Below are 16,102 nucleotides of genomic sequence, written 5' to 3' on the forward strand. Positions count from 1 at the left end.
CCGACCAATTCTGGCGGGAGGGATTGGGCCAGCGCCGGCGTCATATCACGTCACGCCCAGGATTTGCTCGCGGATGAAGGCCGCGGTATCCGGCGTGAGGCCCCGAGCCTTGGCGGCAGCGCCGGCACGATCCGCAGCCTCGCGCCGCGCCTTGTCGGCCGCCCGCTTCTCCGCCTGGAGCACGCGATCCGCATCCACCTTCCGGGCTGACGCCGCATTCTTGATCGCGGAACTAAGCATCATCAGCTCTTTGGGGTCCAACGCCGCCCCGTCTCCCGCCCCCGCCAGCGAGACTTTGAGGATCAGCCCCTGGAGAAGCTCGATCGAGGCGCGGTTCATCACGTCATCGTCCGCGTCATCGCCCAACCGGTCGACCACCGCCTCCGCCACGCTCCGCGCCTGCATCGTCTGCGCCCGCAGCTCGTCGAGCCGCTTGATGTAGACGCCCAGCCCACTGCGGCTGACGTCGGTCACGCCCAGGCCGTCGAGGTGAGAGCGGATCTCGTCGATCGTGTGCCCGCGTTGCCGGAGCCCCCGGATCGCGTCCAGGATTTCGGGCGGCAGCCGGTCCACCTTGCTTGGCCTGGCCATCGGATCAGTCGCCGATCAGCGGATAGGCCACGCCCGGCACGGCCGGCACCTGCCGACGCAGATAGAGGCGGCCGCGGGGGGTGATTTCCGCCCCCATGACCATTCCCCGGTACCAGTCGGTGCGAACCAGCCCGGCATCGCGCAGGTGATCGAGATCGGCGCGCACGGTGTCGGGCGCCGATGCGAGGCCCCGGTACTGGAGGGCCCACAAGTTGGTTCCGATGACGCTTTCGTTCGCGGCGCCATCCTGGTCGATCAGGATGCGCAGGATCGCGAGCCGCCGCCCTGCGGCAGGGTCCATCCGGTCCGTCAGGTCACGCTCGGTCACTTCTCGGGCCTCCTGGTGAGGTATTCTTCCATGCGCTCCAGCGCGCGCCCCTGGCGCTTCTGCTCGTCGCTGAGCCCCCCGATGCCGCCCTCCAGGCGGGCCAGGGTCTCGCGCAGGGCTGCGACGTCATCGGCGGTGGGCAGGTGCCGAATGTCCGCTTCCAGGCGCTGGGTCCGCTCGGTGAGATCAGCAATATCGTCGGCCGCCGGCATGTGCCGGACGTCGCCTTCGATGCGCTGTAGTCTCGCGGCCAGATCGGCGACGCCGGCCTGAACCGGCGCAAGTGTCTCGCGGAGGTCGTCCTGCGACACGAGCCCGCGGCGGACCACCCACGACAGAACGGGCACCACGAGCGTGCCCGTCGCCATGACGACGATGCCGAGGGCCGGCACGATGTCCTTCAGCCAGTCCGGCATGCCGCCTCCCTCTCCTCACCACGAGCACAGTCGATGCAGGTCCGCGCCCAGGGCAGCGCCGCGCGCCGATCTTCGGGGATCACATCCCCGCAGACCCGGCAGGTCGGCCGCCCCACAGGCCGCGGGCGGCGGAGGTGACGGGCGATCGCGTCGGCCGCCGCCTGCGCCGCCCGGTCGGCTGCGATGTCGGCGTCGTCAGCCATTGGCGGACCTCCCGGGGAGCCGGGCGGTGACGTAATCCCACAGATCCGCCGCACCGTCCGCGCCCGCGAGGTCAAACCGCGAGAGGGCGTCAGGCACGCGCCGACGCAGGTAGTTGACGGCCACTTCGACGGCCTGGGTCTTGGCCTCGGGCGTTCTGATCGCACCACCCAGCTGGTGGATCGCGTAATCGATCGCGTTCAGGGTGGCGTCTTCAAGGTACGCGCGGACGCGCGCGTCCTGCTCCAGCCCCAGCCAGACGACTGCACGGTGGATCAGCCGCACCGCATAGCCGCCGGCGATCACGCCGATCGCGCCGAGCACGTTCTCGATCACCGGGCCGATCGCAGCGGCCGCGACACTGGCGGTGGTGTCGGCGGCATGGGCGGCATGGGCGGCAGAGATGAACAGGATGGTCGCGGTGACGGCGACCCAGGCAGCGATGCGCTTGCGCATGCTCACGCCTCCTCGTCATAGGCGCGGATCAGCCACCCGCGGATGTAGCGCTGGTCGCGCGGGTCGCGGACCACTTCCTCGCGATAGAGGGCGGCGATCTCGCTTCGATAGGCGGGGATGATGGCGGCGCCGATCTCGGCGATCGCGGCGCGCGATCGGGGGCCGAGGATGCCGTCTTCGGTCAGCCTGCGGCCGTGCGCGCGGCAGGCGCGCTGGAGGGCCGTGTGGGCGCGCATGGGACCGAGATTGACGGCCGCATCGAGCGCCTTCGCGCCGACGCCATAGGGCAGCGCCCCATATTCGTAGCGGTCCCACCACAGCACCCGGTAGACCACGGCGGCCTCGTCCCAGGTGAGGCCGCGGATCCAGTCCGGCGTGATCGTGCCCGGCACAGCGAGGCCGGCGGCGGCGAGCTGGCGGCGATCGGCGGCGGACCAGCGCTTCGCGAAGTTGATGGCGATGCCGTGGTGGGTGATGCCGCCCGGATCCTTGGGATCATCGACGAGACCACCCTCGCGGCTACGAAGACGCCCGACGGCCGCGGTGAAGCGGGCGTCGGGCGAGGTGTCGGGCTGGGGATCGCCCGTCGGGAGGATCGTGACCATGGCCGCGATTTTCGCGCGGCCGCGGGCAGCGGATCAGGGGGACAGATGTTCACATCCGCCCCTGAGATCGAGATCCATCTGCCGCCCATCCTGCCGCCGCAGCCGCCGGCGATGCGCCCGCCCGCAGGTCGGGCAGACGGGCGCGGGCTCCACGTCGTCCGGCCCGCCATTGCCGCGGGCGACGCCGGCGGTCAGGCGGGCGGCGTGGGTCTCGGTGATGCCCAGCTCGCGGGCAATGCGGGCGTGAGTCCACCCATCTGCCCTCAGTCTCCGCGCCCGGGTGGCCCGGATCAGCGGGGCCGCTGACGGCACGGGGTGTGTGTCCCCACCCAGCTCGGATCGGCAAACCAGCCGCGCCGCCTGAACCCCGAGCACCCGCGCCAGCTCGTGCCCCGGCCGCACGTCGCGGGGCACGTAGAGCCGGGTGCCGCCGTGCGCCTCGGCCAGCCGCAGGGCAGCGTCGACGCCGGCGATGCGGGCGACGATTGACAAGATGCCGGGCAAGGTTTCGGGCTTCGGGGTCCAGGTCATGGCGTTACCTCTGCCGGTTTTCGCCGGGCGGCACCGCCCAGCACCACGTGCCACGCACTTCCGATCCGTCCGGCCACCGCCAGCGCGCCCGGAGGACGTGACGGCTACCCTCAGGCCGATGGCGGATGACCACCCGCTCGGCCACCAGCCGCCCGCCGGCGGCCGTGTGGCGGGCATGGGCGGCGGTGGCGGCCGCCGGCCAGCCCGGCAGGGGCTTCATGCCGCCCTCCGGCGGCGCACTTCGACGCCGAGCTGTCCGATGATCGCATCCAGCTCAGACGCCCCCATCCGGCGGATGTCGACCTCCGCCGCGAGCTGCCCGCCCCGCCGCAGCTGGGCCTCGATCACCGCCCGGCGCGCGGCCAGCGGCCCCGCATCGGCCGGCGGCCAGTCGACCCCGCCCTCGCGCGCGATCCAGAACTTCAGGGCCTCGATCACCTTCGCGAGCGTGGCCGGGTCGACCCAGTTCATGGCGCTGATACCCGTCTGCCGCTCGATCCACTCCCCCAGGCCCGTCTCCGACGGGTCATAGGTGATGCCGAGATTGTGCGCGGATACCCACAGGGCCCGGATCTTGCGGGCCTGCGCCGACCCGGCCGGGCGTCGATCGCCCTTGCGCCGGCGCGACTTCGGCACCCACCCGGCCGCCCGCAGCGCATCGAGCACCCGCCCGAGGTCGGCAGCCGACGCACCCGCGGCCGAGCGGCTGCCGATGGTCCGGACGTAGACGTCGCGCAGGCCATCGTCCGAGAGCCCCAGCTCCCGGGCGGCGGCACGGACGGTCCGAAGCCGCAGCGTCCTGTCATCCATGGCGGGCCTCCTTCAGGGCCGCATCTACGGCGGCCCTCAAATCGGGGGTGTTCAGCTCGGCGATTTCGTCGGCCGGCAAATCGTCCGGCACGTCGATCACGACCGAAACTGCCAGAGGACCCTCGGAGAGGATCTGCCACCCGGCCTCCAGATAGGCCTCAAGGGCCCCGTAGGGGATCGTGGTGACATAGCGGGGCAGGTCAGCCATGGGTCGCCTCCCCGATCACGGCCAGCAGCTGAGCCCGCGCCAGCCGCCGGCGGCGCTGCGCCGCGGCGCAGACGTCGCGGGCGTGGCGGGCGGCGGCGCGGGCGGCATCCCAGGCGACCTCGGCGTCCAGCGCCTGGGCCTGGGCGGCCAGATCGAGGTCGTCGACCACCTGATCGAGGTCGTCGGCCGCGCGGGCCAGGATCGTCTGATAGCTGGCGTTCATTCCTGTTCCCCTCCAATTCCAATGTCTTGCCCCATCGCCCGCCTGTGCAGGAGGTCGCCCAGCTCGGCGTGCGCCTTCGCCTCCGCGGCCCGCGCCAAGGAGGCCGTGTCCCGCAGGTGCCCGGCGAGCCCGGTGATGACGCTGCCGAGCCGTTCGGCCGCCGCCGCCCGTTCGGCGGCCCTGAACATGTCGGCCGCGACGTGCGCGATCGCGTCATAGGGGCCATGCACGGCCCGCTCCTCGTCGCCCTGGGTCAGCTCGCGCAGGCTGCGCTCGGTATCGCGAATCAGCCACGCCATGCCGCTGATCAGCAGCTGCTGGTTCGAGGGTGCGCCTCCGGCGGCGGCGTGCATGGCTGCCGTCGCCGCCTTGAGGTCGTCGCACACCTTCAGCAGCTCGTCCTTGTAGGTCGTGTGTCTGGCCTGGGTCATGACAGCGGCATCCCGAGCGCGCGCTTGTAGACGTCGAGCAGGTCGTCCTGCTCCGCCACGTCCTGCGGCTCCATCCTGCGCAGCTTGATCAGCTGCCGCATGACCTTCGTATCGAAGCCGTTGCCCTTGGCTTCGGCGAACACCTCGCGGATGTTCGCGGCGATGCCGGCCTTCTCTTCCTCCAGCCGCTCGATCCGCTCGATATACGAGCGCAGCACGTCGGCCGAGATACCTGCGACCTCGGTCATGGCGTCACCATCTTGTCGATGTTGTGGGGTTCGACCTTAAAAGTCAGGGCGACCACCCAGGGGTTGGCTGCCCAGCTGGCAGGGCCAGACTTGCCGTGGGTGCGGACCCAGGCCCAGGCATAGGCAGCCGTAGGCATTGCGAGCCAGTGCCTCGTGTCACGATCGAGCCCATACACGCATATGCCACTCGGGTGCCGTCCGTGCTGGATGCCCTCGGCGAGGATGTCCGTCACCTCGATATCCCAGAGGCGGCAGGCGCCGCCTGCATCAGGATGAAGGCGTATCTCGCGCACGCGAGCGGAGATGCATAGGCGTAGGTGACGACCCGCGGCGGATTCGTGGGGCGCGGGTCAAGACCGCAGATAAACAGGTCCCCGGAGGTTGATTTTGCGAGGCGGTGGGCCCGCTTGAACGCGTCGCGGGCGTCGCCGTAGGGATCATTCTTCGTGGTCATAGGTCGTACCCTTTGAGGTATGCGAGCCGCGCCACCGCGGCCCTCAGTGGTGTCGGCATCCATGCCCGGCCTGCCTGCCAGATCAGCAGGTCCAGCACCTCCCGCTCGGCCGCCGCGATCGCGTCATCGGTGACGCGGGCCGCCGGCTCGGGTGCCGGGCGGGCGGCTTCCAGGGCCGCGAGACGCTGCTCAATGGCTTCCAGGCGGGCGGGATCGGACATGGGCGCCTCTGCCGGTTACAGCCGCCGCAGCGGGATGACCTTTCCCATCCCGGCCGCGGCCCTCTCGCGCGCGACCCGCGCCGCGAGATCGATCTCCATCTCGCGCACCCGCGCGGCGATGCAGAGGAGGAGGGCCACCACCTGTTCCCATTCGTGGGGCGGGATCGTGGGGGCGGCCTTGTCGAGCCGCGAGACCAGCTCGCGGATTTCGGTAGAGGGGGTCATTTGCTTCCTCCCGATTGGGCGACCCCGTACAGGCACGTCTTGCAGGCGCGCCACGTCTGGATCGCGAGGTGTGAACTGGTCGGCGGCCGCGGATCCGTCCGGATCCGACGGCACCGCGTTTCGTCAATGCGCCCCAGGACGGGGCAGTCGACGGCCTGGATGATCAGGCCGCGCACAGCCGCCTCGACCCGCGCGTAAGAGCCGTCATAGGTCCGGCGCAGAACCCGGTGGACGACCATCGGGTCGTATCGGATCTGGTAGGCCACGGCGTTCGCGGTCTTGGTCTGCGCGGCATAGGCCAGAGCCCGCACCCAATCCGGCAAGTCGTGCCCCCATGCCGCCATCGCCGTGCCGACATGGTCGGTGCCGGGCTGCGGGGTACCCTTCTTCGGGCCGCGCTTACCCAAGGGGCACCTCCCGCGCGGGGGCGACGCCCACCGCCCGGCCGGTGTTCGGGTCGATCACGGCCCTGACGTCGACAACCACCGGCGCCCGCGGCCCGGTCACAGCGCCGGGCAGCAGCACATAGACTGCCTGCGCCCCGCTGCCCCGCTTCGCAGCCAGACCGGCCGCGGTCAGCGCGACGCAATAGGCCTGCGCGGCGCGGAGGGTGACGGGGGCGGCTTCCGTGCTCGCCCAGATCGCCAGATCGCGCGTCGTGACGGCCTTGGTCATCTGCAACGTCCGCCACATGTTCGCGCGAGCTGCCGACGGCGGCTGCACAGTCCCGTCCGGGCGGACCGCCGGCGCCGCCGGCGACAGCTCAGCGGCTTCAGGGGCCCCGTAGACCACCGCGGTCCCGTCGCGGCGCAGCTCACGCAGGATGCCGGCCTTTGCCAGCCGGCGCAGGTAGACCTGCGCCGTCGACCGGCTGCCGCCGTCGCCCCCGGCGATCGCGTTGACCGTGATGTCGCCGCCTTCGGCGATCACGCCCAGGATCCGCCGCCAGAGGGCCTGGTGCCGGGGGTTGGCGCCACCCTGTTCGGGCAGCGTTGCCGGGATCTGGACGATCTGGGCGGGGGAGGCCTTCTTTTTGGCCATGTCAGATCCTCCGCACCTTACTCGGCGCCGCGTCCCACAACGGCCGATCGCCCCATGCAGCCGCGTCAACGACACTCAGGCCTTCGGCTTCCGCCCAATCACGCACTGCATCTACGCCGACGCAGATCCGCCTGACCCGACCGCCGGCCCTGGCCGCGATCAAATCGGTCAGATCGCGGGTGATGGTCACACCACACGTGTCGGTGACATAGAGTTTGGCCAGCACGGCGGCGTCATCAGCCGTGGCTGGCTGCGCAGCCACCCACGCGAGCACCCGGTTATGCAGCCGCTCATTGCGCCGCATCGCCTGCGGCAGGAGTTCCTCGCCAATGAGCACGATCGGGACCCCGGTCTTGTTGTGGATGTCCCGGATCGCCTCGTCATAACCCTTGGCGACGGCGTGGTCGGCTTCGTCGATGATCAGCAGCGTCGGGGCCGCGGCCAGGGCCTCGATCACCGACTGATGGAGGTCGGCCGTGGTGCCGCGGGCGGGGGCGCCCACAAGCCGGGCGAGGTGCGCCAGGAACGTCTTGGTGGTCCACAGGCGGCCGAGCTCAAGGTAGTGAGCCCCGCACTCGTTCGCACCGTAGACAGCCGATTGCGTCTTCCCGAAACCCGACGGCCCGAAAAACACCCCGATCCCCGGCAAGTGAGCGCGGCGGGTGAGAAGGCGGCTGACGAGCAACCGGAAGGTGGCGACATTGTCAAGAGGCGCAACTGTATGCATTCGTTAATCTCCAAAATAAGTACTAATGGTTGTCTCTGCGGCCACAGCCCTGCCGTCAGCCCGGGTCCCGGGCAGGCAGGTGTCAAATTCAGCGCCGCGAGAAGCGGGCGACGCCGGCCTCCATCATCGCGATATCCCTCACCTCGGTGGCGATGGCGGCGTTGATCGCCTCAATCTCAGTCAGGGCCGCCACCATTTCGGTCAACGACCACGTCACCACCGGGGCCGCCTCGGCCTCGATATCGGTCCAGTCCACCGGGGCCAAGGTATAGATGTGCCCGCCTTCGGCACGCGCTTCCGCGTGTGTGGTGATCCGGATAATCGACAGACCGAGCCGGTCGGCGCGGGAGCGCAAATTATTGATTTTGTTCATCGATCCTCCTTCAGCGCGCGAGGATAGCGGCGCGCTGTTCCTCAAGGTCCCGCCGCACCCGGTATTCCGGGCGGGTCTGGTATTTCGCAAGCCACGTGACCTCGCTCTCGGTCACGCTCTCGCCGGCATCCACGCGCCGCTCGATTTCGCGGGCGCGGGCGTACCGCACCTCAGCCTCGGTCGCCGCGGCCGGCGCCGAGGCACCCGGCCGGATCTCGACCACCTGCGCCGACCGCTGCCATTCGGCCGCGGCTGCCGACAGCCCCGAGGCGACCTCTTGCGGTTTCCGCACCGGGGCCGCCGGCTGCGGGATGCTGGTGATCTTCGGCATCCCGGGTTCAGCCGGCGCCGGGGTGACGTCGATCACCCGACTGACGCCCAGCCTCTCGACCTCGATATCCTCAAGCCGCTGCTCCAAGAGAGCCGACCGCCTCTGCGCCCGCTGGTCGCGCGCGTGCTGGATTTTGCTCTCGGGCATATCGGGGATCACGTTGGCGTCCCGCTGGGCCACGCAGATCAGGCGCCCAGCCCCGTCCCGCACCCACACGCGGTCACCGTCGTGAATGGAGTAACCCACCCGCACCGACTGCCCGGTGTAGGGCACCAGGGCATGGTCGTAGTACCGCCCCCAGGGCAGACGCACTTCACCGCGCACGGTGCGGCGGATTTCGTAGGGGCGAAACAGGTCCTCGACGAGATCAGCCGGCAGATCCGACGGCCGCCAGCCGTTTTCGATCGCCTCGCGCATGGCTTCGGTGGGGGTCTGGTGGCGGGTGCGGCCAGTTTCGGCGTCGCGGATCCGCTTCAGGGCGCTGTGCGGCCTGTTGTTATAAGCGTCGACCGCTGCCCGCCAGTGATCGAGCGCTTCCTGCCACGACAGCAGCAGGCGTGATGCCCCGCGGGTCTTGATATCCCGCTCAACTCGCTGTTCGACGCGCTTGACGATATCCCGGTCGGCGCGGCGACCAACATAGGTCGGCAGCGAGCGCTCCGCGGGCCCCCAAATAGTCGCCTGCGCCCTCTCGATCTTGCCCCGCGCCTGAGCCCGCCCGCCGATTGACCGTTCCGGCTTCGTGCCGCACCGACTGAAGAGGCCGACGACCTCATCGTCGAAAAACCAGTTCTCGAACCCGGCCCCATGATCTGTGTAGGTCATGGCCATGACGCCCCACCTCTCAACGGAGTGCCGAAAAGCGTCCATCACTACCCAGGTGCTCTCGGCGAGCCCGGCCGACCAACCAACGCAGTAGCGGGTCGCGACATCCACGAAAGAGACCAGCTCGGCCTTGAAGGGGTTGCCCGTGACGGGATGCTGGACCTTCGCCTTGTACGCGTGCCCGTCACCGGTGCAGAGATCCATCGGCCACAGCCCGGCACTGGATCGCCGCTTGTGCCCCTGGAGGGCCAGCATCGCCGACGGGCCGATCCGCCCCTTCTCCCTCACCTGTGGCGGCAAGCTGGCGAGATAGGTCCGCGCCTGACTGTAGGTCGGCGCCGACACCCCCTCCGGCAGGCGGGACGGCAGATCCCGGACGATCTCACTCACCGTCGAATGCGGCCGCTCCCTATATATACTGAGTAGGTACGACGCCCACGCCGGCTCCGGCGCCGGCGGCGGGGCCTTCGGCAACAACCCGACCCACCCCGCCTCGCGCGCCTGCGCCCGCCACCGCTTGACCGTCCGCTCCGACAACGTGCGCCCGCCACCTTCCGCCGATCGCGCGTTCGCCATCGGCACCAGCCGCGCCAACTGCTCGCCCAGCGACCCATCGGCCGCGGCCGAAACCAGCGCCCGGATCGCCCGGTCGGACCCGTGCACCTCGGCCAACCGATCGACCTCCGCCAGCAGCGCCGCCCGCGCATCCGCCGCCCGCCGCTGCCAGTCCGCGGCCTTCACCGCGGGGGTGGGGGTGGGGGCGACCTCTGGCAGTTTTTCGGGCTCGACCGCGGTGGCCTGGTTCTCGGGCTGGGGCTGGGTGGCCAGCTCGCGGCGGGCGAGTTCATCGCGGGCCTCGGCCGGCAGACCGCTGGCTGCGAATTCCCACCCACCGCCGGACGCTTCGCGTCGACGACGCGGCGCCCCCTCTCGCATCAGTCGGCGCCGCATGCCGCTTTCGTCGTGGGGCATGCCCGACAACCGATCAGCTGCCCACGCTGCTGCTGTTTTCCAGACTTCAGCCATTTCGCGCCGCCCTCCGCGACGCTTCCCGCAGGAAATCCGCAGCCTCCCTCGGCAACATCCGCTGCACCCGCGCACGCCTTTCCCGCAGGGCCCTTTCCTCAAGCTCGATCGCGGCCAGCTCTGCGATCGCGGCTGCCTCGTGCGGGACGGCACGATAGCCGGCGGCCTCATTGATCAGATGCAGGCATCGCGCATCACCGGTGACGCGGACCAGCGCCGGCAGCGCCTCCGCCGGCAGGCGCCACTCGGCCGCGGAAGGGGCACAGTACCTGTCCAGCATCGCCTTCGAGATCTCGCGCTCCGGATCAAGCCGACCCATTTCAGCGGCGATGTCGTGTCGGTCCAGGCCCAGCCGCTCGCGAGCGAGCGCAAGCGTCTCGACCAGGGATTCACGCAGTCGGAGGCCGAAGCCGGGCAGTGGCACCTCCGCCGGAGCGTCGAAGAAACTCCCCTGTCCTGGCGCGCAGGTTGTCGGTGAGGGGCGCTTTTTAGCCATGCCTCCCTCCGTCAATTGCGATCCAAAGATTTGCGGGCGCCATAGCTATGCAACCTTGCGTTTTTGACAATGACGCACTGCGGGGCGATCGATAGCATTTGTCCTGCGCCCCTTCGGCTCGTTCCTCCGGCTGCCGTCCGCCCGAAACCTCTCGGGCCAGATCTGCCGGGGAGAGAGCCCCAGGTACTCAGCGATAACCAGCTCGCCATCGAGATCCGGGTGTCGCAGCGCGTGCCTACATGCGTATTCCGGCAAGCCGTTCAGACGGGCCAGCTCTGCCAGGGTCATTCCCTGCATGCGCACGGCCGCCTTGATCTGCTCTGGATGCCAAACATCAGCGCTTGGACGCTTTGGCGGTGACGACGCCATGCGGTATCCTCGTCGCTTGGCCGTAACCGGCCTACTTTTAGGGGGTTGTCTGTTGTGTTCGCAACAATGATGCCGACAAAAAGTCGGATGATCAACGACAAAAGATCGAGTCCCGACCTGAATCCCGACCTAAAAATCGTCGATAAGGCGATTTTCGTCGATGAACCATGGTTTTATGTCAGGGTGGGCAGCGGATATGGCGACTGATAAGTCAGTCCCGGGCTGGTCCGACGGGCACAGGACTCGATTCAGACAGATACTCGATACGATCGGGGGGCTCGCACCGGCAGCAGCCATCGCGTCGGTGACGCCCGAACAGATAGCGCGGTGGAGAGATGGCCGCGCCCGACCGCCATTCCTGGCAATGGTTCAGCTGGCCAGCGCCGCTGGTGTCAGCCTCGACTGGCTGGCAACCGGCGCCTCTGCCAGTTCGCAGCCGCCTTCCGATGCCAAACAGCAGGTCGAGCCCGTCGACCCTCAGCTTATGGGGACTATCGTTGACGCCGTCCGCGCCCTCTACAAGGGCGAAGGCGCAGCCATCCCGGACCGGACGCTAGGCGAGGAGGCAGCCCGGATCTACGGCGCGCTGGCCCCCACAAGGCACGACGTCTCGGCAACCCTGATTGCCTTGGGGGAGATCCTGGCCGATCGGCGCCGGCGCCTTCGCGAGAGCGCAGCAACCCCTGACCGCAGCAAACGCCCGGCCTGAAGCTCGTCCGTTTCGATAAAGATCCCCCGATCACACAACCCGGCCCTCCTTCGCCGGATCGCGCGCTTTTCCGTCCCGTAACAATCGTCACCGGTGATTTCGACGTACCAGTTCTTAATGATTGATTAATACGGGCCGACGTATTCGCGTCACGCGGTCGAATGCAGCCACGAGTTGCCGGCGGGACTGGGCGTCACGCCCAACGGCTGCATTCCTCAAGGTGACAAACCTCGCCACAATCGGCCGCCCACCCCTTCGGCGCGGACGCCGGGCATGACAAAGGGGCCGCAAATCGCTCTGCGGCCCCCGAAACCCGGTTTATCTCGTCGATTCAGCGCCCTATCCGGCCTCGTCCAGCCTGATCCAGGGTAATCCCGGGTGCCAAACCTTCCCGTTCCTCACAGGCGGGTTCAGCTTCTCGCCCAATCCGCGCTTCCGCAGCCCCGATCTGCCCGATGCCGAAATCATGACCGAGGCACATATCACCATGGGCCGCACCGCCGAAAACGTGGCCGCGCGCTATGGCATCGACCGCGCGACGCAGGAAGGCTTCGCGCTCCGCTCCCAGCAGAAGGCGCGTGATGCCCAGGCGGCCGGCCGGCTCGCCGACGAGATCGTGGCGGTGCACACGCCCGACGGCGTGGTCGATGCCGATGGCTGCCTGCGCCCCGGTACCACGCTCGAAGGCCTGGCCGGGCTGAAGCCCGCCTTCGGTGCCGACGGCACGGTGACCGCGGGAACGGCCTCGCCGCTGACCGATGGCGCCGTGGCGGTTCTCGTCACCTCCGAAGACTTCGCCCGCGCCCACGGCCTGCCGATCATGGCGGTGGTCCGCGCCACCGCGATTGCCGGCTGCCCGCCCGAGATCATGGGCATCGGCCCGGTGCCGGCCAGCCGCAAGGCGCTTGCCCGTGCCGGCATCGGGGTCGGCGATCTGAGCGTGGTGGAGATCAACGAGGCCTTCGCCAGCCAGGCGGTCGCCTGCCTGCGCGCGCTGGAAATCCCCGAGGACATCGTGAACCCGGATGGCGGCGCCATAGCACTCGGCCATCCGCTGGGGGCCACCGGCGCGCGGATCACCGCCAAGGCGGCACAGCAGCTGGTGCGGGGCGGCGGCCGCTTCGCGCTCGCCACCCAGTGCATCGGCGGCGGTCAGGGCATCGCCACGATCCTCGAAGCCGTCTGATCGGCGGATCTGCGGTCAAAGGCCGCCCAGACGCCATCCGGCCCGTCCCAGGCGCCGCGGGTGGCGCCCTTGGAATACTCGGTCGCGCGCTGTTCGAAGAAATTGGCGTGCTCAACCCCGTTCAGGATCTCGACCAGCCAGGGCAGCGGATGCGGCACCAGCGCCCGCGCGCCCTGGTCGGGGTCCGAGAAACAGCCATGGACCGGGGTCAGGCCCAGCTGGGTCAGCCGCCAGTCGGCGATGTAGCGGACATAGGCCTTCACCTCGTCCGGCCGCAGCCCCTCCACCGGCCCCAACTCGAAGGCGAGATCGATGAACCGGTCTTCAAGACCGACCATCGTTTTCGCCACATCGGTGATGTCGTCGCGCACCGCCCGGGTGACCACGCCGGTCTCGCGGTGCCATTCATGGAACAGGCGGATGATGCCTTCGCAATGCAGGCTTTCGTCCCGGACCGACCAGCTGACGATCTGGCCCATGCCGTTCATCTTGTTGTGGCGCGGGAAGTTGAGCAGCATTGCGAAGCTTGCGAACAGCGCCATGCCTTCGGTGAAGGCGCCGAACATGGCCAGCGTACGCGCCACATCGGCCACCGTGCCGGTACCGAAGCTGTGCATGTAATCGGCCTTGGCGCGCATGTCGGCATAGTCGTGGAAGGCTTCGAATTCGGCCTTGGGCATGCCCAGCGTCTTCAGCAGCAGCGCATAGGCATCGATATGGACCGTCTCCATGTTCGAGAAGGCGGCCATCATCATCTGGATTTCGAGCGGCTGGAACAGCGGCAGATAGCGCTTCAGATAATTGTCGCCGACCTCGATGTCCGACTGGGTGAAGAAGCGGAAGATCTGGGTCAGCAGGCCGCGATCGGCATCGCTCAGCCGGTCGGATGTCCAGTCCTTGACGTCGCCGCCGAGCGGCACCTCTTCGCCCATCCAGTGGATCTGCTGCTGCCGCTTCCAGAAGGCATAGGCCCAGGGGTAGCGCTCCACGTCATAACTGCCGGTAGCCGTCAGCAGCCCGACCCGGCCGGTGCCGACCAGGGTCATCGGGTCGAGATCGCCGGCGATCACGCGCCTCACTGACATGCCAGGCACTCCTCGTAATCGGTGCGTGCGGTCGCAGCCAGGCCGGCCGCGGTGCGCGTGCCGCCGGCAAAGCCCGCCCGCTGGATGGATTTGGACCGACAGTAATAAAGGCTCTTCACCCCCCGCTCCCAGGCGGTCCAGTGCAGCATGTGCAGGTCCCATTTATCGATATCGGCCGGCAGATACAGGTTCAGCGACTGGCTCTGGCACAGGAAGGGCGCACGATCGGCCGCCAGTTCCACGATCCAGCGCTGATCGATCTCGAAGGCGGTGCGGAACACCGTCTTCTCGTCCTCCGTCAGCCCGTCCAGATGCTGCACCGAGCCCTCATGCTCGACGATCGACTGCCAGATTTCGGGCCGGTCGAGGCCGCGTTCGGCCAGCAGCCGGGCCAGATGCGGGTTGCGTACCGGGAAGGCGCCCGACAGGGTCTTGTGGGTGTAGATATTGGCGGGGATCGGCTCGATACAGGCGCTCGTGCCGCCGCAGATGATGCTGATCGAGGCCGTGGGCGCGATGGCGAGCTTGTGGCTGAACCGCGCCTGCATGCCGGCCTCGGCCGCATCCGGGCAGGGGCCGCGCTCCTCGGCCAGGAACACCGAGGCGCGGTCGGCTTCCTGGCGCAGCCTGCGGAAGATCGCGAGGTTCCAGGCCTTGGCCATCGCGCTCTCGAACGGGATGCCGCGCGCCTGCAGGAAGGCGTGAAAACCCATCACGCCCAGCCCGACCGAGCGTTCGCGCATCGCCGAATAGCGCGCCCGGGCCATCTCGTCGGGTGCCGTCTCGATGAAGCCGGTCAGCACGTTGTCGAGGAAGCGCAGCACGTCCTCCACGAAGCCCGCCTCGCCCTGCCATTCGTCCCAGGTCTCGATATTGAGCGAGGCGAGGCAGCAGACCGCGGTGCGTTCTTCGTCCAGATGATCGGCGCCGGTCGCAAGCGTGATTTCGCTGCAGAGATTGGAGGTCGAGACCTTGAGCCCCAGCGCCCGCTGATGGCGTGGCAGGGCCCGGTTCACCGTGTCGATGAACAGCAGATAGGGCTCGCCGGTCTGCAGCCGGGTCTCAAGGATCTTCTGCCACAGCCTGCGGGCGTCGATCCGGCGCATCACCGCCCCCGATTTGGGGCTGATCAAGGGGAAATCGACCCCCTCGCGCACGGCCTCCATGAAGGCATCGGTGATCGCGATGCCGTGATGCAGGTTCAGGCCCTTGCGGTTGAAATCGCCCGAGGCCTTGCGGATTTCGAGGAATTCCTCGATCTCCGGATGATGCACGTCCAGATAGACCGCGGCCGATCCGCGGCGCAGCGAGCCCTGCGAGATCGCCAGCGTCAGCCCGTCCATGACATGGATGAAGGGAATGATGCCCGAGGTCTCGCCGCAGCCCTTGACCGGCTCGCCGATCGATCGGACCTCCCCCCAACTAGGTGCCGATGCCGCCGCCATTGGAGGCAAGCGCCACATTCTCGTTCCAGGTCCGCACGATGCCGTCCAGGCTGTCGGGCACCGCGTTCAGGAAGCACGAGATCGGCAGGCCGCGGCTGGTGCCGCCATTGGACAGGATCGGCGTCGCCGGCATGAACCAGAGCCGCGAGATCGCATCATAGATCCGCTGGGCGTGGGGCCGGTCGTCGGCATAGGCGCAGGCGACCCGCGCGAACAGATCCTGATAGCTCTCCCCCGGCATCAGATAGCGATCGCGCAGCGTGGCCTTGCCGAAATCGGTCAGCAGCGCATCACGGCCGCGATCGAGCACCAGATCGGCCGGCACGGGCTTCGGGGCGAGCGGAAACGGGATCGGCGCCTGCGGCCGGCGCGGCGCGCTTTCCAGCGGCACCGGACCTGTCACCGGAACCAGATGGCCGTGCCGGTCGAAGTCGAAGGCGAGAGAGGTCATGGCGTTCACCCATCGATCTGCGGACCGGGGCCGGATGAACGCAGGGCGGGCCGAACGCGCGGGCACGGGATCAGAACCCGCGGGTCGCCG

General features: G+C 68.8%; 24 protein-coding genes and 2 pseudogenes. 2 read left to right on the forward strand and 24 right to left on the reverse strand.

The window, feature by feature from the left end; all coding sequences use genetic code 11:
- Positions 1-45 precede the first annotated feature (45 nt).
- From TMO_RS12000 to TMO_RS32830, 22 genes are all read right to left on the reverse strand, one after another.
- On the reverse strand, positions 46-591 hold the full coding sequence (locus TMO_RS12000; protein WP_041604943.1) for a DUF3486 family protein: 546 nt from the start codon (positions 589-591) through the stop codon (positions 46-48).
- Between the two features lie 4 nt (positions 592-595).
- Complete coding sequence (locus TMO_RS12005; protein WP_014745900.1) at positions 596-919, reverse strand: hypothetical protein; 324 nt, start codon at positions 917-919, stop codon at positions 596-598.
- Entirely contained in the window at positions 916-1,335 is a 420-nt protein-coding gene (locus tag TMO_RS12010) for a hypothetical protein (protein WP_014745901.1), read from the reverse strand. Before TMO_RS12010 ends, TMO_RS12005 begins: the two co-directional genes overlap by 4 nt.
- Entirely contained in the window at positions 1,320-1,538 is a 219-nt protein-coding gene (locus tag TMO_RS32825; RefSeq protein ID WP_014745902.1) for a TraR/DksA C4-type zinc finger protein, read from the reverse strand. Before TMO_RS32825 ends, TMO_RS12010 begins: the two co-directional genes overlap by 16 nt.
- The gene (locus tag TMO_RS12020; RefSeq protein ID WP_014745903.1) at positions 1,531-1,992 is read right to left on the reverse strand and encodes a hypothetical protein; all 462 of its coding nucleotides are present in this window, start codon (positions 1,990-1,992) and stop codon (positions 1,531-1,533) included. Before TMO_RS12020 ends, TMO_RS32825 begins: the two co-directional genes overlap by 8 nt.
- Before the next feature lie 2 nt (positions 1,993-1,994).
- Positions 1,995-2,597, reverse strand: a complete 603-nt coding sequence (locus TMO_RS12025; protein ID WP_014745904.1) for a glycoside hydrolase family 108 protein — start codon at positions 2,595-2,597, stop codon at positions 1,995-1,997.
- Between the two features lie 33 nt (positions 2,598-2,630).
- The gene (locus TMO_RS29455) at positions 2,631-3,128 is read right to left on the reverse strand and encodes a hypothetical protein (RefSeq protein WP_014745905.1); all 498 of its coding nucleotides are present in this window, start codon (positions 3,126-3,128) and stop codon (positions 2,631-2,633) included.
- Between the two features lie 4 nt (positions 3,129-3,132).
- Complete coding sequence (locus TMO_RS12035; RefSeq protein ID WP_014745906.1) at positions 3,133-3,348, reverse strand: hypothetical protein; 216 nt, start codon at positions 3,346-3,348, stop codon at positions 3,133-3,135.
- Complete coding sequence (locus TMO_RS12040; protein ID WP_014745907.1) at positions 3,345-3,938, reverse strand: regulatory protein GemA; 594 nt, start codon at positions 3,936-3,938, stop codon at positions 3,345-3,347. The genes TMO_RS12035 and TMO_RS12040 overlap by 4 nt, the downstream gene beginning before the upstream one ends.
- Complete coding sequence (locus TMO_RS12045; protein WP_014745908.1) at positions 3,931-4,146, reverse strand: hypothetical protein; 216 nt, start codon at positions 4,144-4,146, stop codon at positions 3,931-3,933. The genes TMO_RS12040 and TMO_RS12045 overlap by 8 nt, the downstream gene beginning before the upstream one ends.
- On the reverse strand, positions 4,139-4,369 hold the full coding sequence (locus TMO_RS12050) for a hypothetical protein (RefSeq protein WP_014745909.1): 231 nt from the start codon (positions 4,367-4,369) through the stop codon (positions 4,139-4,141). The genes TMO_RS12045 and TMO_RS12050 overlap by 8 nt, the downstream gene beginning before the upstream one ends.
- On the reverse strand, positions 4,366-4,800 hold the full coding sequence (locus TMO_RS12055; RefSeq protein WP_014745910.1) for a hypothetical protein: 435 nt from the start codon (positions 4,798-4,800) through the stop codon (positions 4,366-4,368). Before TMO_RS12055 ends, TMO_RS12050 begins: the two co-directional genes overlap by 4 nt.
- Positions 4,797-5,048, reverse strand: coding sequence for a DUF2312 domain-containing protein (locus tag TMO_RS12060; RefSeq protein WP_014745911.1), 252 nt, complete (start codon positions 5,046-5,048; stop codon positions 4,797-4,799). The genes TMO_RS12055 and TMO_RS12060 overlap by 4 nt, the downstream gene beginning before the upstream one ends.
- Before the next feature lie 450 nt (positions 5,049-5,498).
- Positions 5,499-5,723, reverse strand: a complete 225-nt coding sequence (locus tag TMO_RS12070) for a hypothetical protein (RefSeq protein ID WP_014745913.1) — start codon at positions 5,721-5,723, stop codon at positions 5,499-5,501.
- Positions 5,724-5,738: 15 nt separating this feature from the next.
- Positions 5,739-5,948, reverse strand: a complete 210-nt coding sequence (locus TMO_RS12075; RefSeq protein WP_014745914.1) for a hypothetical protein — start codon at positions 5,946-5,948, stop codon at positions 5,739-5,741.
- Positions 5,945-6,355, reverse strand: coding sequence for a hypothetical protein (locus TMO_RS29460; RefSeq protein WP_014745915.1), 411 nt, complete (start codon positions 6,353-6,355; stop codon positions 5,945-5,947). The genes TMO_RS12075 and TMO_RS29460 overlap by 4 nt, the downstream gene beginning before the upstream one ends.
- Positions 6,348-6,989 carry a winged helix-turn-helix domain-containing protein gene (locus TMO_RS12085; protein ID WP_014745916.1) on the reverse strand — a complete coding sequence of 214 codons (642 nt, stop codon included), beginning with the start codon at positions 6,987-6,989 and terminating at the stop codon, positions 6,348-6,350. The genes TMO_RS29460 and TMO_RS12085 overlap by 8 nt, the downstream gene beginning before the upstream one ends.
- A 1-nt stretch (position 6,990) precedes the next feature.
- On the reverse strand, positions 6,991-7,716 hold the full coding sequence (locus TMO_RS12090) for an AAA family ATPase (RefSeq protein ID WP_041604946.1): 726 nt from the start codon (positions 7,714-7,716) through the stop codon (positions 6,991-6,993).
- Between the two features lie 88 nt (positions 7,717-7,804).
- Entirely contained in the window at positions 7,805-8,089 is a 285-nt protein-coding gene (locus TMO_RS12095; protein WP_014745918.1) for a hypothetical protein, read from the reverse strand.
- A 10-nt stretch (positions 8,090-8,099) separates the two neighbouring features.
- On the reverse strand, positions 8,100-10,271 hold the full coding sequence (locus TMO_RS12100) for a Mu transposase C-terminal domain-containing protein (protein WP_187297773.1): 2,172 nt from the start codon (positions 10,269-10,271) through the stop codon (positions 8,100-8,102).
- Complete coding sequence (locus TMO_RS31680) at positions 10,264-10,767, reverse strand: hypothetical protein (protein ID WP_187297774.1); 504 nt, start codon at positions 10,765-10,767, stop codon at positions 10,264-10,266. Before TMO_RS31680 ends, TMO_RS12100 begins: the two co-directional genes overlap by 8 nt.
- A 45-nt stretch (positions 10,768-10,812) precedes the next feature.
- Positions 10,813-11,136 carry a helix-turn-helix domain-containing protein gene (locus TMO_RS32830; RefSeq protein WP_081598895.1) on the reverse strand — a complete coding sequence of 108 codons (324 nt, stop codon included), beginning with the start codon at positions 11,134-11,136 and terminating at the stop codon, positions 10,813-10,815.
- A gap of 364 nt (positions 11,137-11,500) precedes the next feature.
- Here TMO_RS32830 and TMO_RS12110 point away from each other — a divergent pair, with 364 nt between their 5' ends.
- Complete coding sequence (locus TMO_RS12110; RefSeq protein WP_014745922.1) at positions 11,501-11,845, forward strand: hypothetical protein; 345 nt, start codon at positions 11,501-11,503, stop codon at positions 11,843-11,845.
- 403 nt (positions 11,846-12,248) lie between these two features.
- Positions 12,249-13,031 (forward strand): annotated as a pseudogene (locus tag TMO_RS12115) (thiolase family protein); the annotation flags it as partial.
- On the opposite strand, the gene TMO_RS12120 reads toward TMO_RS12115, so the two are convergent.
- A complete protein-coding gene (locus TMO_RS12120) occupies positions 12,998-14,116 on the reverse strand; it encodes a ribonucleotide-diphosphate reductase subunit beta (protein ID WP_041604947.1) in 1,119 nt (372 codons plus the stop codon). The pseudogene TMO_RS12115 and the gene TMO_RS12120 overlap by 34 nt on opposite strands.
- A pseudogene (locus TMO_RS12125) lies at positions 14,107-16,012 on the reverse strand (ribonucleoside-diphosphate reductase subunit alpha). Before TMO_RS12125 ends, TMO_RS12120 begins: the two are co-directional and overlap by 10 nt.
- Positions 16,013-16,102 lie beyond the last annotated feature (90 nt).

This window comes from Tistrella mobilis KA081020-065, from assembly GCF_000264455.2.
GTDB lineage: Bacteria > Pseudomonadota > Alphaproteobacteria > Tistrellales > Tistrellaceae > Tistrella > Tistrella mobilis.